Here is a 25016-nt window from a genome sequence, read left to right as displayed (position 1 = left end):
CCATCGAACAATCAACTACTGACTGAGTGTGGATGTTTAGTGCTCTGCTCTGACATTGTTTGGCACTTTCTCGCTTTCAACACAGACAATCATTTACATTGACTGGAATTTCATTTTTGCTTTAAAATGGAATAAAATTTCCACTCGAACTATGAATTGATATAGCCTGATCATCTTTTGTGTAAATCCCGAACTTCTCGACAACACGTTTTTATGGCTGGGGGGGTATTTGTTGCGATGGTTGATGGTTGCCTTGTTCATAAAGTACAGCTTATTCCAAGGAGGGAATATGATTGCAGCAACAAACGTGAAAGAACTGCAAAGGGACATATACGCAAAGTATGAAGGTTTGAGTCAACGCTTACAACAAGTTGCTAAGTATGTCGTTGAAAAACCGGAAAGTATCGCGTTCGATTCGGTGTCCGAAATAGCACGTAATGCGGAGGTTCCGCCATCGACGCTGACTCGGTTTGCGCACGCATTTCACTATCGTGGATTCAATGACATCAAAAAAGTGTTTCGTATTAATTTAGCTGAACAGACGGAGAGTTACACCGGCTATGCCCGGATTGGTGCGGGCTTAGATGATGATCAGAATATCGAGACTCCAGCGAATATTCTTGCTCAGTTAGCTAAGGCGAACATCAACTCCCTTGAAGACTTAAACGTGCAAATTGAGCACGACACACTCCAAGTAGCGGTTACGTTGCTTAATGAGGCGAATAATATATATGTGGTTGGCTTCGGGCAAAGCTTTGGCATGGCATCATACCTTGTTTACGCACTGAGACGTATTGACCGCCGTGTGTTTCTTGTTGATGGTTTGGGGGCAATTTATCTGCAGCAAATGCAGACGATACACAGAGGCGATGTGGTCGTCATCATCAGCAGTGAACCTTACTCTGACGAATCGGTAATGGTTAGTGAAGTCGTGGAAGAAAAAGGCGTAAAGAAGATAGCGATTACTGACAGCCAGGTAAGCCCTATAGCAACCAATAGCGATGCCTGTTTTGTGATTAAAGAGTCGCAGTTAGAAAAGTATCGGACTTTATCCGCAACCCAATGTTTGATTCAGTCACTTGTGGTTGCACTTATTTACAACACAAATGAAGAGACGCAGGTCGACGCTCTGGATATTTAATAGGGTGTAGCTGGTTCTCCATAAACGTAGAGGCGGTAATGACTTCAAATAAAAAAGCGGAACTGTATCTGTTTTCTGCCACCATATTAGCGGGGTTGGGGTGGTTGTTTTCTAAGCAGGCTGTTACGGAGTTACCACCACTCGCGTTTATTGGATTTCGGTTTGTTTGCGCCGCTGTGATTATTGCGCCATTCGGCATGAAGCAGCTGGTTCGTGGAGATCGCCAGCAGTTTGTCACAGCGGGATGGATAGGGCTGCTGCAAGGTTTGTCTTTATCTTTGTGGATTTATGCCGTCTCGGTCAGTGATGAACTGGGTGTGGGCGCATTTATCATGAGCCTTTCTATGCTATTTGTACCTATCTGGGGGTGGATGCTGTTCAAGCAGCGGCCAACACGCCCTTTTTGGGCTTCTCTTCCATTCGTCAGCGCGGGACTGTATTTTCTATCCCTCTCGGGGAGTTTCTCAATGTCTACAGGGGAACTGTTCTTTTTTATTTCGGCGGCTTTTGTGGCGTTACATTTCATTTGTAATAGTCATCACTCTCAAACTATTCCCGTGCTTTACCTCACTTGTGTTCAGTTCTTTACTGGTGGCTTATTGGCGATTCTTTTTTCTGCCTGTATAGAGTCTTGGCCCACTTCAATCAGTATGTGTACGTTTGGTTGGTTTGCCGCTAGTGTCATTCCGGCGACTTGTCTGCGCTTTTTCATTCAAATCAAAGGTCAGAGCGGGACAAATGCAACCAATGCTGCTTTGTTGATGACATTAGAGCCTCTATGGACCGTGTTGATCAGCGTTGTTTGGTTAAATGAAGTGATGTCGACCAATAAAATTCTGGGTATCGTACTTATTTTAACCGCGTTGATGGTTTATCGATGCTGGGACTTAGTACGAGTGAAGGTGAAGAGGCTGCGTGCTTTTTAAAAACAATCAGCGCCCGTGTGATTGGGCGCTAAGTGAGTTATACCGCTACGTGGTCATAAAGCGGAATGTTGGTTAACGCCGTCACTTCATCAATATAGAGGCGAACGTTTGGTGGGAACTCCACGCCTTTGATTACGGTAAGGTTTCTCAGAGTAGGGTAGAAATTAATGTCATCGTAACTGAGAACATTATCGCGACTTGAAGGTAGCGTAAGCCATTCCAGATTACGCAGAGCGTGGTTCAGTTGAATAAGAAACTCATTACTTTGCGCCATCGCCTGCTCAAATGACATTCCAATCATTTTCGATTTGTTGGTGGTAAACCAAGCTTTGGCGTCTGCACTACCAAACTCGGGCAAAGTGATTTCCATCCAGCGTGGATGTACAAGTGGACCTTCAACACCTTTGACTGCCTGATTAAAACGGTCGATATCAGTTTGATGTACAGCCTGTGATAATACAGGGTTGCCATCCCATTCATCTAAATATTTCACAATATCAAGGCTTTCTGCCATATAGCTACCATCTTCTTTTTCAAGTATGGGAACCATATTTGCGCCAACTTTGTCGATACGGGCATCCACATCGTGGTTTTGTAAATACACAAACTCGACAGGCATGTTCTTTAAGTTCGCGAGCATCATCGCCTTGATACAAAACGGGCAATGTTCAAAAACAAATAACTTCATCTTTCTCCTACCTATTGAAAATATTTAAAGGAATTAATATTCAATTATAGATTAAAATGAAATTATTTTTTCATTTGTTTTATCTATTTATTTGGGATCTCAACAACAAATAGCGAAACAACACAGGAAAAAAGGGAGGAGAGGTGGACGCTGGGCGTATCTCAATACACCCAGAATTTTTGAGCGGACTATGCTGCCGAATTGTTTTCGCTTTCCTGAAAAGCCAGTGAAACCGCTAACGTTTGGGCCAGGCATAGTGACGCCACCTGAGAGCGGAATGCATCTACCTTGCCTTCTTTCACGACAAAGCAGACATCACTGAAGGCTGCAAGTGGGCTGATTTGACTGTCGGTAAGAATGATCTGCTTTGTGCCTGTGTTTGCTAACGCATCACTCACATCAGTCGTATCTTGCGCGTACGGATAGAAACTGATCGCTACGACTACGTCGTTTTCGCGAATCATGTTGATTTGCTCTTTGAACATGCCACCAAGCCCATCAATAAGAAACGCACGTTTGTTCAGGTGACGGAATGCGTACGTTAAGTATGAAGAGATACTGAATGAGCGTCCAAGACCGATGACGTAAATATTGTCTGCTTCAGAGAGCAGTTTTACCGCTTTGTTGAGGCTGTCTTCGTCGATTTGAGTCGACAGTTGTTGTATTGCACTGGTATTGGCGCGTGCAAAAGCTTGCAGAATATCAATAGGACGCTCTGGTGGCTCTTCGTCGGCATCCATGCTTTTTGAAAGTTTCACTCGATCAGTGTAGCTAGATGTCTCTTCAAGTAAGTTTGTACGAAATAGTTGTTTCATTTCGTTAAAGCCACTATAGCCGAAAGCGCTGGCAAAACGAATCAATGTCGATGGAGGAACATCAGCTTGTTCAGCAATAACAGAAACAGTTTCAAACGCGACACTGCTTTTATTATCAAGTACATAAGCTGCAACTTGTTGAAGACGTTTACTTAAATCACCGTAGCGATTCCTGATTTGGTCTTGCAATTCACTTAGTGTGGTTGGTGCTGACATTATGTTCTCCATAGATTCATTCTGTGACTTGCTTTAAGTGTTTCATTTTAGCTTAAAAATGAAATCGTTCATATAGCTGTCATATCTGACAAATTCGATCTATTTCTCATTTACTTCTAATGAATCAATTCAAATCATCTTTGGTGCTAGCTGATAGTTTTTAGATAAGTTTCTTGATGACACAAACCTTGTTGGCATTCATTTGCTTTCAGATGATTTATCGAGGTTTTTCGATATTGGGCGTGAGTTAATTGTTTTGATTTCTCGCCGATACGATAAAAGGGAGCCACAAGGCTCCCTTTGTCATTTCGTTTTGTAATAAGAATTATCCGGTGAAAGAATGGATTAGCTTATCCCTTCAAGGAGCAATTTGGTTCCGGATAAGAGTAAGAAGCCGTAACACAGTTGGTAGATAGTTTGCTGAGGGACTTTATCCAGTAACCACACCCCCATTTTTACGCCTATTGGTGCCAATGGCATGAGAACCAAAGAAGTCAGTAAGTTGGTGCTGTCGAAGGTGCCAAGCAAAGTAAATGGCACCAGTTTAAACAGATTGATAATGGCAAACAGGACGGCCATCGTTGCGATTAATGTGGTTTTTTCGAGCCGTAGCGGGAGCAGGTAAAGACTGGCAGGGCCACCTCCAGCATGAATGGCGGTACTGGAAAAGCCACATAACGTACTCCAGAACCAGGCTGAAAACGTTCCTCCGGGTTTTGGTTGTTTGCGCTGAAACAGGTGCATAAAGAAGAACAGTACCGACAACAGTCCAACAATCAGCTTCACGCTAGACTCGGTCATACTTCCTAAATACAACGCTGCCAGAGCTACTCCGAGGGCCGATGCTGGCAACATGCGTTTTATCACCCGAACATCTGCAAAATGGCGGTGGTGTTTAACGGCAAAGAAATCCATAACACATAAGATCGGCAGCAGTATCGCAGCGGCTTGGGTTGGTGAGATGGTCCAAGCCATCAGTGGTACTGAAATGACACCTAATGCGCCACCGAGTCCCCCTTTACCGATTCCGTAAATGAGGACTGCGGGTATGGATACGATATAAAACCATGGGTCTGTGATGATCATTTCTTCGCTCCATGTAAAAAGCGCCCAGACGGGCGCTTTGGGGTTGCTAAGAACAGGTACTTAAGTCCAACAGAAAAAGCTCTCATACCTATCTAGCGTTTTTATTGGGAATTAACCACGCTGACGCCAAAGTGCAATCAGGTTGTGGTAGTTCTGCTTGATATTTTCGATCAGCGTTTCATCGTTAATGCTATTCGCCAGCCATTGACGTGATGGCTCACCAAATAGCGTACGACCAACCGCGAACCCTTTTACGATCTCTTTACCCGCAGTTGCATTAAAGCCTTTTTGTAGCTCTTCCTGAGGTGCATCTAGGCCTAGGATGACTACGCCACGGCAGAATGCATCGCGCTCTGTGACTACTGAGCTGACCGTGTCCCAGCTATCGGCTTCAAGAGCAGGCAGTTTCCACCAGTCTGGCTTGATACCCAGGTCGTAGAAACGCTCCAGAGCCTGAATGTAAAGTCTGTCTTCTTTCTTCACGCCAGCAGGCAGGATGACTTCCAGTAGCAACTCATGACCAGATTTACAACATGCCTGGTAGACTTCTTGAACCAGTTCTTCTTGCTCTGTACGGATATCTAGCTCGTCTTCTGGGCTGTAGAACACCAAACACTTCACCACGTGCTCAAGAGGCCAGTCAATTAATTGAGAACCGATGTTACCGTGCTCTAAGCGCAGTGGGCGTGAACCCGGTAACTCGATAGGACGGCCAATCCACCAACCTTGTCCTGTCACTTCATTGAGTACATCTTGGCCGAATGTGCTATCACACAGTAAGCCTGCTTTACCCGCTAAGTTCGCTTCTTGTGCGACTTGTTGGCTTGCTTTAAAGATAAGTTTTTTCAGTGTCTTGATTCGTGCAGTGTCTGTACCCGCTTCACGAGCCATGTCTTCAAGTTGGCTTCGGTGGTCAAATGCCATCACACATAACTCATCCCACTGAGGAGCTTTACGTGTCGTAACGCGGTGTAGGTGGTTGAGCTCTACATCCAGATCAGGGCGTTTCACATCAGCAGCGCGAGTGATGTAATTATCAAGTTCTAACTTAGTTGGCATTGCCGGAGCACAGCCGTGACGAGAAACCACCAATGCACCACAGGCGTTAGCGTATGCACATGCTTTTTCCCAGCCTTCGTCGTTTAGGTAGCCACGTAGCAAACCAGACATGAATGCATCGCCAGCGCCCAGAACGTTAAGCACGTCAACGCGAACGCCGTGAATTGTCAGACCATCATCAAGATCGTTTGGCACTTCTTCGCTGTAAACAGAGCAACCTAGTGCACCGCGTTTACAAACCAACTCAGCATCAGAAACTTTACGTACGGCTTTTAGTGCATCGATAGTGTTATCTGTACCACCACAAATATGGAACTCTTCTTCTGTGCCGACAATAACATCGAACAGGCCAAGTACTTCTTGCAGTTCTTGAGTCACTTTGTCTGAAGCGATGTAACGAGTTTCGCCATCACCCAATGAAGTCAGCCCCCAAAGTACTGGGCGGTAGTCGATGTCTAGCGCCGTTTTTACACCATTGCGACGAGCGTATTTCAATGCGGTAAGTACGGCTTCGCGCGTTTTTGGATTGGATAGGTGAGTACCAGTGATTGCCAGGCAGCGAGCAGACGCGATGTACTCTTCAGTAAAGTCATCTTTGCTGATTGCCATGTCAGCACAGTTTTCGCGGCAGAAGATCAGAGGGAAAGTATCTTCGTCTTTGATGCCCAGAATAACCAGACCCGTCAAACGCTCTTTGTCAGTGATCAAGTGACTAGTATCACAGCCAACACGCTCGAGTTCTTCACGTAGGAAACGGCCCATGTGCTCGTCACCAACGCGTGCAAGCATTGATGATTTCAATCCTTGTACTGCTGTGCCGTAAGCCACATTACCTGATGAGCCACCAAGGTACTTATTAAAAGATCCCATGTCTTCTAAACGAGCGCCGATCTGTTGACCGTAAAGATCAACCGCAATGCGGCCCATACAAATGACATCTAGCTTTTTCTCAATACTCACATTCTTCTCCTCAGAGCTTAAACTCTTACCGTCATCACTAGGATGGTTCCAATGCTAAAGTTTTTGTGTCTGCGTTAAGGCAATGCCCATATGCGTTTCACGTTTCAATAAAACCTTTATACGGAATATTTGTTTCATTTTCAATTTAAAGTGGGATATTTGATTCGTTTTGTGATCAAGTCGGAAAATAAATTTCAAATGTTATTGGAAGTTGAAAAAATGGATTCGTGCAGCTGAAAGATAGGGCTTAAGTGCTGGTGGCTCGTTCTAGCCAAGACGATATTTCGAACTACGACAAATAAAAAAGCCCGTCTCAGGAGTCACGCTGGACGGGCAAACCGCTCGATTAAACTTATTGTTAGTATTTATCCTGAGCTCAGGGTGAGGAAGTGAGTGAGACTTTATTTACCCCGAGCTCTGGATCGTTTAGTACTGACGCGCTTTTTTCAATTTCTCTAAGTTTTCCTGAGCATTAGCTTCAATCTCTGGTTTCGCAGCGACTTGAGCCGTACCACAGCGCCACCATGACTCGTAGTCGTTTGTCATGGTTTTCGGTAGCACTTTTATATCAATCAGGGTTGATACCGTTTGCTGTTTAGCATCAGCCAATGCGGCGATGAGCTCTTCTTCTGTATGCACTCGGTAGGCTTTACAGCCGTAACTCTCAGCGTTTTTTGCAAAATCAACAGGCACTAATCCACCGCTCATCTTGCCTGTTTTCGGGTCTTTGAAACGGTTTTCGGTGCCGAAGCTGCCCATTTTATGGTTCATCTGCAAGTTATTGATACAGCCAAATGCCGCGTTATCAAACAAGAGTACGTTGATTTTCACGCCTTCCTGAATCGATGTTTGTAGCTCTGAATGCAGCATCATATAGGAACCGTCACCGACCATGGTATAAACAGGTTGCTCTGGATTCGCAATTTTTGCACCAATCGAGGCGGCCACTTCGTAGCCCATGCATGAATAGCCATACTCCATGTGGTAAGTGTCCGGACGTTTTGGTCGCCAAACACGCTGCAGATCGCCAGGGAGTGAACCGGCTGCACCGACAATAATGGCATCAGGTTCAAGATGTTCATCTAGCAAGCCTAGTACGCGGGTTTGGGCTAAGTCGGTATTAAGTGCTTCACGGTATTCCGCCAACTCATCATCAAAGTGACCACCGATTTCCGGAACGAAACCTTCGCCTATTTGAACATTGAATAAGCGGGTTAGTTCTTTGTCCCAAGCTTGTTTAGCTGCTTTAATTTCGTCGCTGTAGCCACTTACATAGCCAAGTTGAGCTAACTTTTCACCGATTGCTTCGAGAGCGATATGGGCGTCAGCGACAACCGAAGTTGCATCTAATTTGCTTGCATCAAACTCAGAGACGTTGATGGTTAAGAAATCCACATCTGGGTTCTGGAATAGTGATTTAGAGCATGTGGTGAAATCGGTAAAGCGAGTACCCACACCAATGACTAAGTCTGTATCACGCGCAATTCGGTTAGCAGCAAGACAACCTGTGGTACCTACGCCACCCAAGTTAAGTTCGTGGTCGTGGACAATCGCACTCTTACCCGCTTGAGTTTCACCGAAAGGAATATTGTGTCGCTCAGCAAACTGACGGAATGCATCGTGTGCTTCTGAATAACGTACGCCACCACCACAAATAAGCATCGGTTTCTTCTTGCTCTTAATTAGAGCAACCGCGTCATCAATCATTGGGTTAGTCGCTGGACGACGTTCAATGCGGTGTACGCGTTTTTTGAAGAAGTACTCTGGGAAGTCGTAAGCTTCACCCTGCACATCTTGTGGTAAACAAATCGTGACTGCGCCAGTGTCGGCTGGATCCGTCAATACACGCATCGCGTTGACCATTGCAGACATCAGTTGCTCTGGGCGAGTAATGCGATCCCAGTAACGTGAAACGGGTTTGAAGCAGTCGTTGGTGCTGATTGATGCATCGTGATACTGCTCAACTTGCTGTAGAACAGGATCTGGCTGGCGAGTCGCGTAAGTATCTCCCGGTAGGAAAAGCACTGGGATGCGGTTCGCTGTTGCTGTCGCTGCTGCTGTTACCATGTTTGCTGCGCCAGGGCCGACAGAAGAGGTGACGGCATAGATCTTTTTGCGCTTATTTTGTTTCGCGTAACCCATCGCGATATGAGCCATACCTTGTTCGTTACAGCCCTGATATACCTCAAGTGAGCCAGCGTCTTCTTCTAGTGCTTGTCCCAGACCGACAACATTGCCATGACCAAAGATGGTAAAGATGCCATGAATAAACTTGTGTTCTATTCCATCGAACTCAACATACTGTTGATTCATAAACTTAACCAGCGCTTGTGCGGTTGTCATTTTAATCGTGTTCATAACCACTTTACTCCAGATAATTTAGTCGACAGCAGGTGAGACGAAACTTGTGACCTGATGCCTTGCTAGCATATTAAATCTAATGATTTAGATATTATGGAACATTTATTTCATTGCAATGTTTTTCTGAAATGTTGTTGGCTTTTGTGATCCTGATTAGATTGTGGCGTGTTGATTCACTAAAAACAAAATAATGGTGTGATGGATGATACTTTTTGCAAAATTGCGAAATTTTCATTTCATTAGATAAAAGAGAGTGAAAATTTAAATTTGCCAACTTCTTGACGTTAGAGCTTGTGAAAATTCGATCTCCTAAGGCATTAATAAAGTCGATTGAAGCCGTTAAAAAGTTACATTAAAAGCGACGACAATAGTGTCATGTATCAAGGCATCGATTTTTAATGAGATAGGTAACGTATAGGCGTGGTGGACATTGAGAAGCAAGCGATGATGTACATTGATAAGAATGTTTGGTGGAGCTGTGACGTATCAGAGAGACCACTTTGATGGAGAGTATGTAGCCGGAGGCTAACGCCCCCTCAGACGTAGAGGAGGCGTGTTTGGGTGGCTATGCCAACGCAGCTTTGCTGGTTGCTTTTACGTTACGCTTTGCGGGTTTCTTTTCGGCCTCTTTATCGGTCACGCCGTTTTCTGTCTCTGACTCGGTATAAGCGCGTCCGTAGAAAGAGTCTTTGAGAATGTCTCTTAACTCACCAATGAGTGGGTAGCGAGGGTTGGCACCAGTACATTGGTCATCAAACGCCTCTATCGCTAGCTGTTCGACCTTATTCAGGAAGTCGGCTTCATTAATCCCCGCCGCCTGAATAGACATTGGGATGTCCAGGTTAGCTTTTAGCTCATCCATCCATGCTAGTAGACGTTCAATCTTCTGAGCAGTGCGGTCACCAGCCTGGCTTAGGCCTAGGTGGTCAGCAACTTCAGCGTAACGACGACGTGCTTGTGGACGGTCGTATTGAGAGAACGCAGTTTGCTTAGTTGGGTTGTCGTTCGCGTTGTAACGTACAACGTTAGAGATAAGCAGTGCGTTAGCCAAACCGTGTGGTACGTGGAACTCAGCACCTAGTTTGTGCGCCATTGAGTGACAAACACCTAGGAATGCGTTCGCAAATGCCACTCCAGCGATAGTTGCTGCGTTGTGTACTTTCTCACGAGCGATTGGGTCGTTTGCACCGTTCGCGTAGCTAGATGGTAGGTACTCTTTTAGCATCTTAAGTGCTTGCAGAGCCTGACCGTCAGAGTATTCGTTCGCTAGAACAGATACGTAAGCTTCCAGAGCGTGAGTTACTGCATCGTAACCACCGAATGCGGTTAGCGACTTAGGCATGTTCATAACAAGGTTCGCATCAACGATAGCCATGTTAGGGGTTAGCTCGTAGTCCGCTAGTGGGTATTTAGCACCAGTCTTGTCGTCAGTAACAACCGCGAATGGAGTAACTTCTGAACCCGTACCTGAAGTTGTAGTGATACATACAAGCTCAGCTTTTTGACCCATTTTAGGGAACTTGTAGATACGTTTACGGATGTCCATAAAGCGCATTGCAAGTTCTTCGAAGTGCGTTTCTGGGTGCTCGTACATTACCCACATGATTTTCGCAGCATCCATTGGTGAACCACCGCCTAGAGCTAGGATCACGTCTGGTTGGTAGCTCGCCATTTGAGCAGCACCTTTCTCTACTACAGACAGCGTTGGGTCAGCTTCAACGTCGAAGAACGTTTGAACTTCCATACCTTGTGCTTTCAGTAGTTTCACTACGTCATCTGCGTAACCGTTGTTGAATAGGAAACGGTCAGTTACCAGGAATGCGCGTTTCTTACCTTCTAGGTCGCCAAGCGCGATTGGAAGGCTACCGCGACGGAAGTAGATTGACTTAGGTAGTTTATGCCACAACATGTTTTCAGCTCGCTTCGCAACAGTTTTCTTGTTGATTAGGTGTTTAGGACCTACGTTCTCAGAGATAGAGTTACCACCCCATGAACCACAACCTAGCGTTAGAGAAGGAGCAACGTTGAAGTTGTACAAGTCACCGATACCACCGTGAGTAGTCGGGATGTTGATTAGGATACGAGCCGTCTTCATCTTGTCACCGAAGTAACGGATGCGGTCAGCGTTAACGTCTTGGTTAGTGTACAGACCAGAAGTGTGGCCGATACCGCCGATTTCAACCATTGTTACCGCTTGAGCAACCGCGTCTTCGAAGTTGTCAGCACGGAACAGACCTAGTGTCGGAGACAGTTTCTCGTGAGCGAATGCGTCGTCGTAAGAAACTTTACCCAGACCTTCACCAACAAGCACTTTAGTGTCTGCAGGCACTTTAACGCCAGCCATTTCAGCGATAGCCGCTGCTGGTTGGCCAACGATTTTCGCGTTTAGTGCGCCGTCGATAAGCAGAACTTTACGAACTTTCTCTGCTTCAGCTTTGCTTAGTACGTAAGCTTTGTGCGTTGCGAAACGCTCTTTCACTTCGTCGTATACTTCGTCAACCACGATTGCAGCCTGCTCAGAAGCACACACTACGCCGTTATCGAATGTTTTAGACATTAGGATAGAAGCCACCGCACGTTTGATGTCAGCCGTTTCATCGATAACAACTGGAACGTTACCTGCACCTACACCGATTGCTGGCTTACCAGAAGAGTAAGCGGCTTTAACCATGCCTGGACCACCAGTTGCAAGGATAAGTGCGATGTCATCGTGTTTCATTAGAGCGTTTGAAAGCTCAACTGAAGGTTGGTCGATCCAACCAATGATGTCTTTTGGTGCGCCCGCTGCTACTGCTGCATCCAGAACAAGTTTCGCTGCATCGTTAGTAGAGTTTTTCGCACGTGGGTGTGGTGAGAAGATGATACCGTTACGAGTCTTCAGAGAGATTAGAGATTTGAAGATCGCAGTCGAAGTTGGGTTAGTGGTTGGTACGATACCGCAGATGATGCCTACAGGCTCAGCGATAGTCATCGTACCCAGGTTGTCATCCTCTTCCAGGATGCCACAAGTCTGTTCGTCTTTGTATTTGTTGTAGATAAACTCAGAAGCGAAGTGGTTCTTGATTACTTTATCTTCAACAATACCCATACCAGATTCTTCAACCGCTTGCTGCGCTAGAGGGATACGAGCTTGGTTAGCGGCAAGAGAAGCGGCACGGAAGATTTTGTCTACTTGCTCTTGAGAGTAAGTAGAGAACTCTTCTTGCGCTTTCTTAACGCGAGTGACGAGGGCATCTAGTTCTTTAATATTAGTGACTGGCATAGATTACTCCAATAATTTAAGGTTTCATTTCTAAAAATCATGTGACAGGCCTGAATTTAAATATTCAGACCTCGTTAACTCATTGTTTAATTCAGAAAAATAAATAATTAAAATAAGAAAGTTTCTGTTTGTTTAATTATTTTACCCATACGGAATTTGCCTTGTTTTCACAGAGGTTATGGGGTGATCAATATTCACGGTTTACAGGAAAACGAATGTACGAGTTTACTAAGCTTATGACGCCTTATCCTTTGAATGTAAAAAAGGATAGGGCTAAATAACGTTAAGTTTCATATTAACAATGACTTAAGGTTGTTTAAGGCCGTTGGCTTGTGAAAGTTCAGGCGCGCCTCGTGCTGAGTAGTCTGAGTTGCACACCTGTTTTCCCATTTACTTGTTCAATTATTTTTCGCTCTAGCTGTTTGTATAAGATGATGTGTAATATAAGGGCACATTATCTTCAGGAATATTATCCTCTGTTTTTCCAAAGGTGGATTATTTCGTGGTAATTTGATTTTATTTTGTTAATAAACGCTTGGTTATTAATATTTCCAGACAACCATTCTTTAGATGGCTCGCCAAATATAGTTCGGCCAACCATAAAACCTTTAATTAAATCGTGCCCAGTTGTTTGGTCAAAGCCTTTTTTAAGCTCTTCTACAGGGGCATCCAGACCGAGAATCACCACACCACGACAATATGGATCTTGTTCGATGATTAAGCTGTTCATCGTGTTCCATGAATCGCTTTCAAGCGCTGGTAATTTCCACCAATCTGGCTTAATGCCCAAAGAGTAGAAGCGGCTTACAGCTTCAATGTATAAGCGATCTTCTTTCACTACACTCTCGGGCAGGATGACTTCGAGTAGCAGTTCATGCCCAGACTTAAGACAGGCGTGGTACGCTTCTGCTATTTTCTTCTCTTGCAGAGTGCGCATGCTTTCATCGTCTTCCGGGCTGTAGAACACCAGGCATTTCACCACATGCTCTAAAGGCCAGTCGATCAGTTGCGATCCAATGTTGCCGTGTTCGAACTCTAGAGGGCGAGATCCAGGCATTTCGATTGGACGACCGATCCACCAATTGTCACCCGTTACGTCATTAAGCACATCCTGACCGAAGGTGCTATCACAAAGGAGTCCTGACTGACCTTTTAAACCGGCTTCTCTACTTACCTGACGACTCGCTTCGAGAATGAGCTTTTTCAGCGCTGGAATTTTTCCAACATCTGCACCGACTTCTTTCGCCATATCGACCAATTGGCTGCGATGATCGAACGCTAATATACATAATTCGTCCCATGCTCCTGTTTTACGTGTCGTTACTCGGTGCAAGTGGTTAAGCTGAGGATCTAAATCAGGGCGCTTAACATCGTTAGCGCGAGTTAAATAGTTGTCTAACTCGACTTTGGTTGGCATTGCGGGAGCACAGCCATGACGAGATACCACCAGTGCGCCACAAGCGTTGGCATAAGTGCACGCTTTTTCCCATCCTTCACCGTTGAGGTAGCCACGAAGAAGACCAGACATGAATGCGTCACCAGCGCCAAGCACGTTCAACACATCCACACGCACACCGTGTACAGTAATGCCTTCATCCAGTGTTTCTGGGATTGCATCCGTGTAGACAGAACAACCAAGAGCACCGCGTTTACAAACCAATTCTGCGTCAGAAACCTTACGTACGGCCTTGAGTGCTTCAACGGTATCTGTTGAGCCGCCACAAATGTGGAACTCTTCTTCTGTTCCGACAATTACATCGAATAACCCCAAAACGTCTTGCAGTTCTTCGGTCACTTTATCTGATGCGATAAAACGGGTTTCACCGTCACCCAGTGACGTTAGGCCCCACAGCACAGGACGATAATCAATATCAAGCGCGGTTTTAACTCCGTTACGGCGGGCATATTCAAGGGCAGTCAAGACGGCGTCGCGAGTTTTTGGGTTTGACAAGTGCGTACCAGTGATAGCGAGACAGCGCGCTGATGCGATGTACTCTTCTGTAAAATCCTCTTTGCTGATTGCCATGTCAGCGCAGTTTTCACGGTAAAAGATCAGTGGAAAGGTGTCTTCGTCTTTGATGCCTAAAATGACTAGGCCAGTAAGATGTTCTTTATCGGTAATAAGGTGGCTGGTGTCGCAACCCACTTTTTCCAGTTCTTCACGTAAGAAACGTCCCATATGTTCATCGCCAACGCGGGCAAGCATTGAAGATTTAAGGCCTTGAACGGCAGTTCCATAAGCAACGTTACCGGAAGACCCACCGAGATACTTGGCGAACGTGCCCATATCTTCTAAACGAGAGCCGACTTGTTGGCCGTAAAGGTCAACAGCGATTCGCCCCATACAAATCAGGTCTAATTTCTTTTCAGTTTTCACTTTGAGCCTCTCACGGTATCGCGTTAACAAGCGAACTGCTTTAAATTTGTGGAATTTTTATTTCATTACTGATTGTAAGTGAAATTAAACTCCTGTTGTGTGATGGGTGTTGAATTCACAAATTATATGATGAAATTTTTATTCCATATCGTACAAATAGGTTGGAGTAGAGATTGGTTCACTACTTTCTGCCAGCTAGGGAAGGGGACCAAATGAGCGCTGGAAACCCTCTTACGCAAAAATGGAGCAACTCGTATGAGCTACTCCATTCGATGTAATTTCATTCAGCGTGTTTGTTGGGCTTCGATATCTTAGCACCTAAACAACAGAGAATAGCAATTACTGGCTGATTGTTGCTTTCAAAGCGTCGATAGAGGTTTCAACACCAGCATCCACTGTCATGGTCAGGTCTTCCATCTCTAGTGATACATCACCGTTGTAGCCCATCATATGACATACTGAGAAAAACTCTTTCCACCACTGAAGATCTTGACCACAACCTACTGCAACGTAGTTCCAGGTACGGTCTGCACTGTCTTCAACTGGGCGTGGCTCTAACAGGCCATCAATGTCAGCTAGACCACGTTCGATACGAGCATCTTTGCCGTGTACGTGGTAGATACAGCCTTTTAGAGCGCGAGCTGCGGCAATCGGGTCAGCACCAAGAATGATCATGTGAGATGGGTCAAGGTTGATACCGATCATTGGGTCAACCGCGTTACGCAGTTTAAGCAGCGTTGACGCACTCCAAACCATAGTGCCAGGAAACTCTTCGATCGCGATTTGTTCTACGCCGCACTTCTTGCAGTGATCGACATATTCAGACCAAAACTTGATGGTAACTTCCCATTGGTACTCGTAAGCTGGTGCCATGAAATCAGGCCAAGATACTGTCGATGTGATCCAGTTTGGTGTTCTGTCTTCAGGAGAACCAGCAGGTAAACCAGCCATAGCAACAATTTTTTTCACGCCAAGTTTGCCAGCTAATGTTGCACACTCGTACATGCTCTTCGCGTATTGCTCGCCCGTTTCTGATGGCCAAAGCGGGTTACAAGATGTATTCAAAGCAGAAATACGCATACCACGTTTTTCTAGCTCAGCTTGGAACGCCTGAAGTTTGGTTTCATCGCCCAGAAGCTCTTGAGTGTTCACATGCTTACGCGCACCCCAGCCACCGGCTGTCATTTCTACAGCGTCAATACCCATTGACTTTACTTTATCTAACATGTCTGTGAATGAAAGATCTGCGTATACATCAGTACAAATTGCTAGTTGCATAGTATTAACCTCGATATTCTAAATTGTTCACTTTTGATTCAAAAACTGGATAAATCTCTTAGCACCTTTTTGCAACCGGGTGCAAAGTTGGTTAGTTTCGCATTTGTTGACCAAAAAGATTGATCAACGGTGCGATTAATGACACTTTGTATTATTTCGTGATTTTATATAGTCACAGAGTCATGATTATTTTAAAATCAATTTAAATCCTATAAAAATAAACTGTCAATATAATTGTTGAGCCAATGAAAGAAAATAAAGACAAAGTCACAAAAAATATCACTGCTCGTGATGTGGCAAAACTTGCAGGTGTATCAAAATGGACTGTTTCCCGAGCATTTACTCAGGGTTCTTCAATTTCTGAGTCTAGTTTAAATAAAGTGCTAAAAGCCGCTGAAGAACTTGGCTATAAGCCTAACTTACTTGCAAGAAGCCTAGCAAAAAATAAAACAAATATGGTCGCTATACTTATTTCAGAGTTAGGATCTCCGGTTGTTTTGACTGTTTTTGATGAACTCACATCAAAACTACAAAATAAGGGGTTAATTCCGATAGTTCTCAATATTCATTCTAAAAAAGACTATAAGAATGCCCTTACGTTAGCAGGTCAGTTGCAAGTCGACGGCATCATATTTCTTGGCACCGACTTACCTCAAGAAATCGTTGAAAAAAACATTGAGCATATTCCTCTCATTTCTCTGTATCGTCATTGTGATACGCCAAACGTTCACTCTGTCAGCACTGATGGCATATCAGCGGGTCAGCAAGTGGCCAATCTTTTCATGAAATTAGGTTATAAAAGAATGGCTTACATGTCTGGCCCAGAACAAAAATCAACAGGGCTGCTACGCTTTCAAGGTTTTAACAGTCGACTTTCTGAGTGTGATATACCACTCGAGCACAGATTTAATATCAAACACTATGCCAGAGACCTCGCATTTAATTGCCTTTCTGACTACATAAAAACAACCGATGTTAATCAGAGAGTTGACGCTATTTTTTGTGAGAATGATATTTTAGCCATAGGTGCTTTGGATGCATTACATCACCACAAAATTGATAACACTATTGCTATTGTAGGATTTGACGATATAGATCTAGCGTCATCCCCTAAATATAGCCTCACGACATTCAGGCAGGAACTTATACCTTTGGTTAGTAAATCTGTTGAACTACTTAATTCTGATATTAATAGTAACAACAAAATACTTATGCCTGGAACGCTAATAACACGTCAATCACATTTAATAAATCGACAATAATAATATTCTAATGGTACGGGACAAATAATATTGCCCCGTGCCTGGATAATAGTTAGAACTATTATATTATCGAAGTAAGAATTCTCTTTCTAAACGCTCTCTTGCCGCTGGTGCTTGCTCGTCCATCTTTTCTGGGAATCCAAAATAAGAGACACAAGCAATTGAATCACCACCGACTGCGAATTTCTTATTCGCAAAATCCATATCTCTTAGTGTTGAGAACATAGTATCGAAATCTACATCGCCTTCACCCATCGCTAAGTGCTGGTGGATAGCCACATCACTGCGACCTTGATTGTTCAACCAAGGTGGGTTAGCGATATAACGACAATCCAATGTTTGGTTGAAGGTATCAGCGAACAATACATGAGAAAGATCGTCACCTGCATACTCTAGCATTGAGCGAACGTCACCTTTGCCTTGATCATAGAAGAAACCGTGAGGCGCAGAGTATACGTACTTTAGATTGTCCGAACGGTAGGACTTAACCAGGTCACAGGTTTCATTATTCAGTTCACAGAAATCCCATGGATGCGATTGCACTTCGACACGAATGCCTTCTCTTTCAAATAGAGGTAGTAATTCATCCATAGAGCGGAACCACATTCCGTTACAGATTTCTTGTTGGTTTGGATCACCCGAAAGTTCTGTGTTGATTACTTCTACACCCATGTTAACGGCGATTTCTACGATTTTTTTCCAGTTTGCTACTGCATGTTTACGTTGTTCTTCTGTTGGGCCTGACCAACGATAAACAACGATAAAAGAAGAGAGTTCAACGCCAGCCTGACGTAGGGCAGTTTTGTATTCTCTTTCACACTCACGAGAAAATAGTGGGTGCTTGTAGAACGGGTTGATACGTGGATGAGGCGATTGCTCGATATACTTGTAACCCCAATCTGCAACTTTGTGCACCATATCCGGGATACTCATTTGTTTTGCTAGTACATCAACGTCGAATGCGATTTTCATAAAAACCTCCAAATAAAGTGTATATCAATCAACCTATTATTGATTTCACGTGTAATTATTAAGTCGTTATTAGTTAGTCTGGCAATTTGTCTCTCATCGATACATTCCTAAGTATGAGCGACAAATTGCCAGTGGGTTTATTGGACCTATTAAGCAGGTACGTCTACTTTTTTGGTCTGTTGGCGGTTCCAGTTAGTCATAACATGCTCTTCCATTCTCTCTAGTGCTACACCATTGGTTTCTGGTAGGTAGCGATTTACGAAGAAATAAGAAACAATCATGAAGAAAGCAAATACCCACATCGGGAATGCGCCACGGAACATCTCATTGAGAAGCGGGCTGTCATTCATTACCGGGAAGATTAGCCCAATCAGGAAGTTAGTTACCCAAAGGCCACCGATAGCAAATGACATACCTAAACCACGGTAGCGGTTAGGGAAGATTTCAGATACGACAATCCATGCACCTAGGCTCCATGAGAACGCAAAGCAAATCATGAATACCATCATGCCAAACAGTGTCCAGTAACCCATTTGGATAGCGGCTTCACCTTGCAAACCTGCAGATTGGTAAATGAAGTAAGACGTCAACAGCAGGCCAAACGTGGCACCCAATGAACCAATTTTTAGCAGTGGTTTGCGACCAACTTTGTCCATGAGCAGAGAACCGATTAGGGTACCCACTAGCTGAATCACACCGACCCAAATAGTCAAGAAGAGCGCGACCTGGCTGTTACCTGTTACTTTTTCAAGTACAACTGGTGCGAAGTACATCATTACGTTTACACCACTTGCCTGTTGGAAGATAACAATCATGGTTGCGATGAAAACGAAAACCCAAAAGCGGCGTTGTTTGTGAACTTGAAGCTTTTCAACTTGCGCTTTGTTTTCTGCTTCTTCGTGGATAGAGTTATGAATCGCGTTAATAACCGTAGGCGCATAAGCAGGGTTGAAGATTTTACCAGTGACTTCAAGCGCTTCTTTTTCGCGTCCTACAAGCACTAACCAACGAGGCGACTCAGGGATGAAGAATGATGCAAGAACAAACAACGCACATGGGATAGCTTCAGAACCAATCATGATACGCCAGCCTACATCAACCAGCCATTCGTGAGTCATACCTTGAGCAATTAAGAAGTTAACAACGAAGATAACCACTTGACCGAATACGATGGCAAAGTTTTGCGAACTTAACGCACGACCACGGATTTTCTTCGGTGAGACTTCTGACATGTACATCGGTGATACGGAAGAGGCAATACCAACCGCTAATCCGCCAATCATGCGATAAACGATAAACCAGAAGAACGTGTCAACAAGGGCTGCACCAATCGCTGAAATAGTAAATAAAATGGCGGATAAAATGAGGGCCTTTTTACGGCCGTATTTATCAGCGACCTTACCGGATAGGAACGCACCGATAATACAACCAATGGCAACGTTTGATACAGCCCAACCGACGCCGATAGAACTTAGTTCAAAGTAGGTGGCAATAGGGGTAATTGCACCAGAAATTACTGCGGTGTCATAACCTAGTAGCAGGCCACCAAGCGCTGCAACAGCACAGATGACGAGGATATAACGTAAATTATAACTTGTATCTACAGTTTGATTATTAGTGGACATGAATCCTCCTAAATGAATTTTATTTTTCTGTGTAGGGCAACAGAACTGCTTTGTTGCAACCGGGTGCAAATCCCTGCACCCGTATACACTGTAGGTATTACTCGATATAAATTGTTTAGATTTTGAATTTGTAACCTAATGATTTATAAATCATTGATTAGTTGTAGAATTCAGGTTTTTCTGGAAGTTCGATTTTCTCAATGCCACCAGAGTATTTTGCTTTCACACAAGCATCGATCGTTACTGATACGCAGTAGCCGTCCCATGACGTTGGGCCTGTTAGTTGGCCAGCACGAGCGCCATCAATCCATTCTTGGAATTCAACGTCGAAGGCGTCAAAGAAGCGGTCTTTCCAATCTACAAAAATTTCTTGTTGTAGTGTCGCGTTGGTACGAATCACAGTTGTCGCAGGATCAGGAAGGGCAGCAACACCTTTCTCACCGGTAATCTGACATTGAATATCGTAGCCATACTGACAGAATACGAAGCTCTGAACCGAGATATGAACACCAGATTTAGTACTTAGAATCATGATGTGTGGATCTTGTAACTCTGGCTCAGAAGAGATTTGAGTTTTACGAGGAAGAATAACCTGTGCTGTCGCGTAGTCTTCATCCAATAGCCAGCGTAGAACGTCTGCTTCATGAACGAATGAGTCAGTAATCGCCATGTCACCACTAAACCCTGGTGCTTCTGGTGCATGGTGCCAGGCATTTAGCGTTAATGGCTCCCCAATGATCTTTTGATCAAGTACGGATTTGAGCTGGCGGTATGATTTGTCGTAACGACGCATGAAGCCAACCTGAACAAGGCGCTTACCGCAAGCCATTTCAGCATCAATGATACGGCGACAGCCTTCTTCCGTTACTGCTAATGGCTTTTCACACATTACGTATTTACCAGCTTCGATTGCTGCTAGTACGAACTCTTCGTGCGTTGGGCCCCAAGATGCGACAACGATTGCATCGACCATATCGGAATTGATTAGGTCAACACCATTATCAAAAACTTCCGCTTCAATATTTTCTTGAGTCAGCCATGAGCGTACTTGGTCATTATTCACGTCAAATACCGCGGTCACATGAGCACCCGTGAGATAGTTCACACGTTTGATGTGCTCTTTACCGATAGCACCAACACCAATTACACCTACTTTTAGATCAGTAATGTTTAAAGACATGATATTCATCCTTAATTATGTTTTTGTGCGGATAGTGATTTTTTTGTTTCACCATTCAGACTTTGATTATTGAATTAGTAAGTAACTTACTCATTTACCGATAATCTGGAGGCTAATATAGCATTCGCGTTGCCAAGCAAATGTGAAGTAGAACTTAAAATGGAATATTTGTTTTGTTTTTTATTTAAAGTGAATGTTCTATTTCATTAAATCACTGACTTAAAAGTAGAGCGTATAGCTAGATATAACGGTGTCTGCCGCACCTAAACAGAGTAATGGGGTAAGGGTATTCTCTTCAATAAACCGCTTGTTCAAAATGTGATCTTAAGCTGAAAGGAGAGTAAGAAAATTCTGATTGTGTGGTCTCGCAAATAGTCACTCAGTTGCGCAATAAGGCTTGTTTTCTGGACATGACGGGTTTTCACAGTGAATTGATAGCAGCGAGAATATTGCTATTGATTCTAAATACAGCGTATATGGGACGCTATTTATCTATACCTACCCATGGTTGGCCTACATTATACAGGTACGATGGATCGGACGACGACCAGAAGCTAAGTGTTATCAGTCACCTGGTTGCCTTCAAGTTATCTTTCGATGTGAAAATTTCATTTCATAAAATGTGTTAATAGAGGCTGGGCATCATTTTGTGATCTATGTTCAGTTGTGAAGGGAAAAATCTTAAAGAAGACTCTACATAAGGGTATTAGCCGATCTTTATCATTGTTTTTGAAATCTTCATTTCATATTATGGGTTAAATTGAAATGTAAAGCCCATTTGGGAAGTGCACATTAATACGCATAAGGAACAGTTGAATGTCTAATCTACTATCGAAATATCAAGCGTCTCCATCTGACGGTTGTACTCAAAACATTACCCCAGAAAATGCTGATTGGGGATATGTTGGATTTAAAGCTTATGAGTTAAAAGCAGGTGAAAGCCTTTCTCTGCCAGCTTCAGAAGTAGAGACTTGCCTGGTATTGGTTGCTGGTAAGGCAACTGTGGTGACGGACTCGGCAACATACGAGAATATTGGTGATCGCATGTGTCCATTCGAGCGCAAAAAACCTTATGCAGTTTATGTGACACCAAGTGATAACTGTGAAGTGAAGGCATTGACAGATATTGAGCTGGCAGTATGTACCTCTCCAAGTAAAGGCACTTATCCTACTCGTTTGATTGCACCAGAAAATATCGATGCTGAAGCGAGAGGCGTTGGTAACAACAAACGCTATGTTCACAACATTCTTCCTGATTATGCCGAAGCAGACACATTGCTGGTTGTGGAAGTTTACACTGATGAAGGCTGCACAAGTTCCTTCCCGAGCCACAAACACGACACGGCAAACGAGCCAAATGAGACTTATCTTGAAGAGACGTATTATCACCGACTAAACCCAGAGCAAGGGTTTGTTCTACAACGTGTTTATACCGATGACCGCTCATTAGACGAGTGTATGGCTGCTTATAACAAAGATGTAGTGAAGGCACCGAAAGGGTATCACCCTGTAGCGACGATTGCGGGATACGATAGCTATTACCTCAATGTTATGGCCGGCCCTTCACGTAAGTGGTTATTTACTTGGGAAGAAGACCATAACTGGGTTAATGGCCCAGAGTATGCGGCAAAACATGATTAATCTGCGATAGAGCAGGGCGATTTTGTCTCGGCTCCAACTGAATCACAAAGAATAAGTTCGCCCCAGAAGCCATGATTTTCATGGCTTCTTTGCTCTTATCAATAATGAAAATACCCACCAACGATGGCTGAGTGAACACCTGCTCAGTACTCCCTTTTACTTTTAGAAGAAGACTGTTATGGATACGACAACTCGAATCATACCTGCGAGTAAACATATCGCGTTAGTTGCGCATGATAACTGTAAGGCTCAACTCCTGAAGTGGGTTGGCGCAAAACAAGAGCAACTGAAACCTCACACACTTTATGCCACTGGTACTACGGGGCATATGATCCAGAAGAATACCGACTTAACCATTATTAGCATGATTAGCGGTCCAATGGGTGGCGATCAGCAAATTGGAAGCCTCATATCTCAAGGGAGTCTGGATATGCTGATCTTCTTTTGGGACCCGCTAAACTCGGTGCCACATGACCCTGATGTTAAGGCGTTACTTCGTATTGCCAGTGTGTGGAATATTCCTGTTGCCACAAATCAAGCGACGGCGGATTTTTTGTTTGCATCTGAGTGTATTTCGGGAGAGGTGGAAATCGAAATTCCTGATTATGAAAAATATTTGAGTAACCGGACCTAGCCTTTTCCTCAGACCCTAAATAAGAACATCGGTTATAGGAAATGAATGAAATGGAAACAAAAAAGCAGAGTAAGAATACTCTGCTTTTAGGTATATGAAGGACTCAAGAATTCTATCGATACTGAGAGTGAGAGTAGTTTTACACCACGCCCATGGACGCGAAAATTAAAACAACACCAGTAGCAACGACAGGAATCGCCAGCGTACAGACAAAAATATCTTTGTACGAATCGCGGTGAGTCATGCCACAAATCCCAAGCAGTGTAATCACCGCGCCATTATGAGGGAGTGAATCTAATCCGCCGCAAGCTATCGCTGCAATACGGTGTAAAGACTCAAGACTAATCCCTAACTCCAGAGCTTTTTGAATATAAACCTGGCCAAGTGCATCCAACGCTATACTCAGGCCTCCTGAGGCTGACCCTGTGATACCTGCAAGTAAACTGGTCGACATCGCAAAGGATAAAAGTGGGGTTCCTGGTATCGAAAGTATCCCTTCTTTGACTAATTCAAAGGAGGAGAGCGATTTGATCACGTTACCAAACCCGACAGCGGCGGCGGTATTCATGATCGGCATGATGGAGCTTTCACCGCCTTCGTTAAGAGAAAAGCGTATGTCCTTCATGTATTTCTTAAACAATAACAGTGCGACGATAATGGCGGTGGTTAGCGCGATGATAAGGCTCCACATGCCATTTACTTTTTGCAGCGTAGTATCGTAGTTGGCAAGGTAACTGGTATCGACACTTGGGAAATAGAAAGTCACGATCAGAAAGTTTAAAACCAGCACGATAACGATCGGGATAAAGGCAATGGTCGCAGAAGGAATGTTGTTATTCTCTTCGCTATCGTCACACTCCGACTCATCGTGAATGCCATAACCTTCTCCGTTTGTTCGAGCAATAGCTTCACGGCGTTTAAGCCAAAGCATGCCCAAGCCAAACATGGCACCGGCACCAACTAATCCAAGCGCTGGCGCAGCGTATGCCGTGGTACCGAAAAAAGGCATCGCGATGGTATTTTGGATTTGTGGTGACCCTGGTAAAGCGGTCATCGTAAAAGTGAAGGAGCCTAGCGCAATCGTCCCTGGAATCAGACGTTTAGGCACATTGCTGTCTTTAAATATTTGAGCGGCAATAGGGTAGACTGCAAATACCACCACAAACATCGATACACCGCCGTAGGTCAACACCGATACGGCGAGCACCACGGCTAAGATCGCATTATTGCTCCCAACCTTATTCACAATGACTTTAGCGATTGACTTTGCTGCGCCAGAATCATCCATCACTTTGCCAAAAATCGCACCAAGCAAGAAGGCGGGAAAATAGAGTTTTACATAGTTTGCCGCGCTTAACATGAAGACTTCTGTATAACTGGCCATCATGTACGTTCCGGCAGAAAACAGAGCAGCAACTAATGCTAAAATAGGTGCTAACCAAATGACTGACATGCCTCGGTACGCGAGGTACATCAACAAAACTAACGACAGCAATATGCCCAATATTCCAACGTCCACGGTAATCTCCAATA

The 25016-nt window shown here is 44.2% G+C and carries 17 protein-coding genes; 5 read left to right on the top strand and 12 right to left on the bottom strand.

Annotated elements, in window-relative coordinates; all coding sequences use genetic code 11:
• The first annotated feature begins 289 nt into the window (after positions 1–289).
• Positions 290–1141: a MurR/RpiR family transcriptional regulator gene (locus VEJY3_RS08770; protein WP_014232097.1), complete on the top strand. Its 852-nt coding sequence runs from the start codon at positions 290–292 to the stop codon at positions 1139–1141.
• 38 nt (positions 1142–1179) lie between these two features.
• A complete protein-coding gene (locus VEJY3_RS08765; RefSeq protein ID WP_014232096.1) occupies positions 1180–2067 on the top strand; it encodes a DMT family transporter in 888 nt (295 codons plus the stop codon).
• Between the two features lie 37 nt (positions 2068–2104).
• Here VEJY3_RS08765 and grxB read toward each other — a convergent pair whose 3' ends face one another.
• From grxB to VEJY3_RS08725, 8 genes are all read right to left on the bottom strand, one after another.
• Positions 2105–2755 carry a glutaredoxin 2 gene (gene grxB / locus VEJY3_RS08760; RefSeq protein WP_014232095.1) on the bottom strand — a complete coding sequence of 217 codons (651 nt, stop codon included), beginning with the start codon at positions 2753–2755 and terminating at the stop codon, positions 2105–2107.
• Positions 2756–2943: 188 nt separating this feature from the next.
• Positions 2944–3786, bottom strand: coding sequence for a MurR/RpiR family transcriptional regulator (locus VEJY3_RS08755; protein ID WP_014232094.1), 843 nt, complete (start codon positions 3784–3786; stop codon positions 2944–2946).
• Positions 3787–4131: 345 nt separating this feature from the next.
• Complete coding sequence (locus VEJY3_RS08750) at positions 4132–4872, bottom strand: sulfite exporter TauE/SafE family protein (RefSeq protein ID WP_014232093.1); 741 nt, start codon at positions 4870–4872, stop codon at positions 4132–4134.
• 111 nt (positions 4873–4983) lie between these two features.
• Positions 4984–6858 (bottom strand): 5-dehydro-2-deoxygluconokinase, encoded by a 1875-nt coding sequence (iolC, locus tag VEJY3_RS08745; protein WP_041170340.1) that lies wholly within the window; start codon positions 6856–6858, stop codon positions 4984–4986.
• A gap of 459 nt (positions 6859–7317) precedes the next feature.
• Entirely contained in the window at positions 7318–9249 is a 1932-nt protein-coding gene (iolD, locus tag VEJY3_RS08740; RefSeq protein WP_014232091.1) for a 3D-(3,5/4)-trihydroxycyclohexane-1,2-dione acylhydrolase (decyclizing), read from the bottom strand.
• Positions 9250–9817: 568 nt separating this feature from the next.
• On the bottom strand, positions 9818–12514 hold the full coding sequence (gene adhE / locus VEJY3_RS08735; RefSeq protein WP_014232090.1) for a bifunctional acetaldehyde-CoA/alcohol dehydrogenase: 2697 nt from the start codon (positions 12512–12514) through the stop codon (positions 9818–9820).
• Positions 12515–12983: 469 nt separating this feature from the next.
• Positions 12984–14858 (bottom strand): 5-dehydro-2-deoxygluconokinase, encoded by a 1875-nt coding sequence (gene iolC, locus VEJY3_RS08730; RefSeq protein ID WP_041170339.1) that lies wholly within the window; start codon positions 14856–14858, stop codon positions 12984–12986.
• A gap of 372 nt (positions 14859–15230) precedes the next feature.
• Positions 15231–16169, bottom strand: coding sequence for a sugar phosphate isomerase/epimerase (locus tag VEJY3_RS08725; RefSeq protein ID WP_014232088.1), 939 nt, complete (start codon positions 16167–16169; stop codon positions 15231–15233).
• 245 nt (positions 16170–16414) lie between these two features.
• Between VEJY3_RS08725 and VEJY3_RS08720 the strand changes: the two genes are divergently transcribed.
• Positions 16415–17431, top strand: a complete 1017-nt coding sequence (locus VEJY3_RS08720) for a LacI family DNA-binding transcriptional regulator (RefSeq protein ID WP_014232087.1) — start codon at positions 16415–16417, stop codon at positions 17429–17431.
• Positions 17432–17497: 66 nt separating this feature from the next.
• On the opposite strand, the gene VEJY3_RS08715 is transcribed toward VEJY3_RS08720, so the two are convergent.
• The 3 genes from VEJY3_RS08715 to VEJY3_RS08705 form a co-directional block, all read right to left on the bottom strand.
• Positions 17498–18403 carry a sugar phosphate isomerase/epimerase gene (locus VEJY3_RS08715; protein ID WP_014232086.1) on the bottom strand — a complete coding sequence of 302 codons (906 nt, stop codon included), beginning with the start codon at positions 18401–18403 and terminating at the stop codon, positions 17498–17500.
• Positions 18404–18552: 149 nt separating this feature from the next.
• Positions 18553–20028: a sugar porter family MFS transporter gene (locus tag VEJY3_RS08710; RefSeq protein WP_014232085.1), complete on the bottom strand. Its 1476-nt coding sequence runs from the start codon at positions 20026–20028 to the stop codon at positions 18553–18555.
• A gap of 157 nt (positions 20029–20185) precedes the next feature.
• Complete coding sequence (locus VEJY3_RS08705) at positions 20186–21208, bottom strand: Gfo/Idh/MocA family protein (RefSeq protein WP_014232084.1); 1023 nt, start codon at positions 21206–21208, stop codon at positions 20186–20188.
• Positions 21209–22024: 816 nt separating this feature from the next.
• Here VEJY3_RS08705 and iolB point away from each other — a divergent pair.
• Together iolB and VEJY3_RS08695 are read left to right on the top strand one after the other, a co-directional pair.
• Positions 22025–22849, top strand: a complete 825-nt coding sequence (gene iolB / locus VEJY3_RS08700; RefSeq protein WP_014232083.1) for a 5-deoxy-glucuronate isomerase — start codon at positions 22025–22027, stop codon at positions 22847–22849.
• Positions 22850–23027: 178 nt separating this feature from the next.
• Positions 23028–23483, top strand: a complete 456-nt coding sequence (locus VEJY3_RS08695) for a methylglyoxal synthase (protein ID WP_014232082.1) — start codon at positions 23028–23030, stop codon at positions 23481–23483.
• 139 nt (positions 23484–23622) lie between these two features.
• On the opposite strand, the gene VEJY3_RS08690 is transcribed toward VEJY3_RS08695, so the two are convergent.
• Positions 23623–25002: a GntP family permease gene (locus VEJY3_RS08690; protein ID WP_014232081.1), complete on the bottom strand. Its 1380-nt coding sequence runs from the start codon at positions 25000–25002 to the stop codon at positions 23623–23625.
• Positions 25003–25016 lie beyond the last annotated feature (14 nt).

This window comes from Vibrio sp. EJY3 (assembly GCF_000241385.1).
Taxonomy (GTDB): domain Bacteria; phylum Pseudomonadota; class Gammaproteobacteria; order Enterobacterales; family Vibrionaceae; genus Vibrio; species Vibrio natriegens.
The sequence above is the reverse complement of the archived record's forward strand: the minus strand, read 5'-3'. Positions and strand labels throughout refer to the sequence as shown.